The organism is Nitrosomonas marina (assembly GCF_900111605.1).
Lineage (GTDB): Bacteria > Pseudomonadota > Gammaproteobacteria > Burkholderiales > Nitrosomonadaceae > Nitrosomonas > Nitrosomonas marina_A.
The window spans coordinates 1-2,295 of the sequence record NZ_FOIA01000074.1 but is presented as its reverse complement, the minus strand read 5'-3'; the positions used below and the strand labels follow the sequence as shown (position 1 = coordinate 2,295).

General features: G+C 53.4%; 4 protein-coding genes. All 4 read right to left on the bottom strand.

What is annotated here, in order from left to right:
- Window positions 1–7 precede the first annotated feature (7 nt).
- The 4 genes from tnpC to tnpA all read right to left on the bottom strand — a co-directional run bounded on the left by tnpC (window position 8) and on the right by tnpA (window position 2,294).
- Complete coding sequence (tnpC, locus tag BMY62_RS15730; protein WP_090662199.1) at window positions 8–1,597, bottom strand: IS66 family transposase; 1,590 nt, start codon at window positions 1,595–1,597, stop codon at window positions 8–10.
- A 62-nt stretch (window positions 1,598–1,659) separates the two neighbouring features.
- The gene (gene tnpB, locus BMY62_RS15725; protein ID WP_090662196.1) at window positions 1,660–2,010 is read right to left on the bottom strand and encodes an IS66 family insertion sequence element accessory protein TnpB; all 351 of its coding nucleotides are present in this window, start codon (window positions 2,008–2,010) and stop codon (window positions 1,660–1,662) included.
- A complete protein-coding gene (locus BMY62_RS16625; RefSeq protein WP_256207671.1) occupies window positions 1,998–2,126 on the bottom strand; it encodes a hypothetical protein in 129 nt (42 codons plus the stop codon). The genes tnpB and BMY62_RS16625 overlap by 13 nt, the downstream gene beginning before the upstream one ends.
- 18 nt (window positions 2,127–2,144) lie before the next feature.
- Window positions 2,145–2,294 carry an IS66 family insertion sequence element accessory protein TnpA gene (tnpA, locus tag BMY62_RS16755; RefSeq protein WP_218143014.1) on the bottom strand — a complete coding sequence of 50 codons (150 nt, stop codon included), beginning with the start codon at window positions 2,292–2,294 and terminating at the stop codon, window positions 2,145–2,147.
- Window position 2,295: the final 1 nt, after the last annotated feature.

Genomic DNA, 2,295 nt, shown 5'->3' with positions numbered 1-2,295 from the left:
CGACCATCTATAATTTTTCTTGTTTTAATGCTTCGATAAATTCCGGCGTTAACGGCAACAACTCATCAATACGGCTATTAGGCCAGGTTGGAAGTTTTGTGAGGATATCTTTGAGCCACGCGGCCGGGTCAAGACCGTTGAGTTGTGCGGTGCCGAGCAGGGTTTGAATGGTGGCAGCACGTTGACCGGCACGCTCAGACCCTACAAAGAGCCAATTTTTCTTACCGACAGCGATGGGACGAATTGAATTTTCTACTGGGTTATTGTCGATCGGCAGATTGCCGGTGTGAGCATAGCGTACCAGCGCTAGCCAGCGTTTCAGTGTATAGTCCAACGCTTTGGCGGACGCGCCACCGTTGGCTGTTTGCAGGCGGGTTTGCATCAGCCAGTCATGTAATGCATCGAGTATCGGCAGGCTTTTTTGTTTCCGCAGTTGCTGACGTGCTACGCAATCAAGTTGCCTGCCCTCAGCCTCGACTGCGTACAGCTCGCCGATACGCTGCAATGCCTCGAATGCCATCGGACTGTCGTTGGCCTGATGCAGATCGAAGAACTTGCGCCTGGCATGCGCCCAGCATGCCAGTTCAATGCAGGGTGATGCTGCTCTGGAGAACAATGCCTTGTACCCTCCATAATCATCGACCTGCAGATGGCCCTGCCAGTTTTGCAGAAAGTTTTGCGCATGCCTGCCACTGCGGCTGGTTTGATAATCGAAGACAACAATGCGCGGCCCGGGATCAAGGTCGTTACTGCGGTAGGCCCATAGGTAAGCTTTGCGGGTTTTGCCGTTGCCGGGTTCCTGTTGCGCTACCGGCGATTCATCCGCATGCAGGGTGTTTCCCTGCAAAAGATGCCACTTTAATTGATCTGCCAGAGGTTGCAGCGCTACACCGGTACGGCCGACCCATTCAGCCAGCGTGGAACGCGAAAGCGTGACCTGCTCGCGCGCAGCGATCTGTTCCAGACGATAGAGCGGCAAGTGATTGAGATATTTGCTGATGATCACCCAGGCCAGCAAACCAGGTGCGGCCATGCCGCCGTCGATGACTGCCGGTGGCACCGGTTCCGCGGTGACGGTTTCGCAGGTCTTGCACGCATACTGCGGCCGGATGTGACGGTGGACAAAGAACCTGGCTGGTTCAACATCGAGCTGTTCGGTGACGTCTTCGCCGATTTTGACCAGTGCCTTGCCACATTGTCCGCACTGGCAGGATGCCGGTTCATGACGGTGTTCGATTCGCGGCAGGTGATCGGGCAGTGGTTGACGGCCTGCACGGCTGCGTGTCGATCTGTTCGTTGCAGTTTTAGCAGTCGTATCGATTTGCTCAATTTCAGCATGAACGGCCGCGATGTCGACCAATACGGATTCTTCAAACAGGCTGGGTTGTATGGATGACAGTGATTCGTTCTTTTTACCGAAACGAATGCGGCGCAAATGCGCCAGTTCCATAGTGAGTGCCTGGATTTTGAGTTCCTGTGCGCGGATTTCTTGTTGTGCTTGCTGAGCCTGATCCAGCAGCGTCTGGACAATACCGGCTACCTGCTGTTTGGTATCGGCATCAAGGTTCAATTGATCGAGTTGCGCCAGGGGTTTCATGCCCGTTATTATACCACGGAACGACACTAACCGACTGTTAATAATAGATTATTAATAAATTTTCATGCCCGAAGATGGGCAGGTGGCAATGCCGACAATCGTTGCCAGTCCACGCCCGCTGTCAGCCATTCCCAATGTGATTGGGTCAATTCAAAACAACACGCTTCAAGCTGTGGCCACACAAACCGGCCCTGATGCAAACGGCGATGACACAGCCAGACGCCCGTACCATCCCATAACAGTACCTTGATACGATTCCTGGCGCGATTACAAAAAACAAACGCAGAACCCGCGCAGGGTGAATGGCCTAACGTCTGCTGCACAATCATCGACAAACCATCAATGCCACGGCGCATGTCCACCGGCTCAACGACCATCCAGATTTGTCCAACATGAGCAATCAGTCCAGACATTTCAGCAATTCGCCCAGCCATTGCGGCGATACATTCGCCGGTACTTCGAGTGTATGACCGCCTGAACAACGCAGCCTCAAGTAATCTGTAACCGGCACAGCTGGTGTAATCGCCACCGGTACCATTGATCCCGGTTAACTACGCAATTGCGTTCTCCGGTAAGTACGCAGCCAATTACCAAAGGTCTTGCTGTTCAAGCCATGCTTGCGACAATAAGACGTCTGTGACAATCCGCTCGACTGCCACGCCCTGATATGACGCAACTGTTGTTCCTGTGTTGTCACT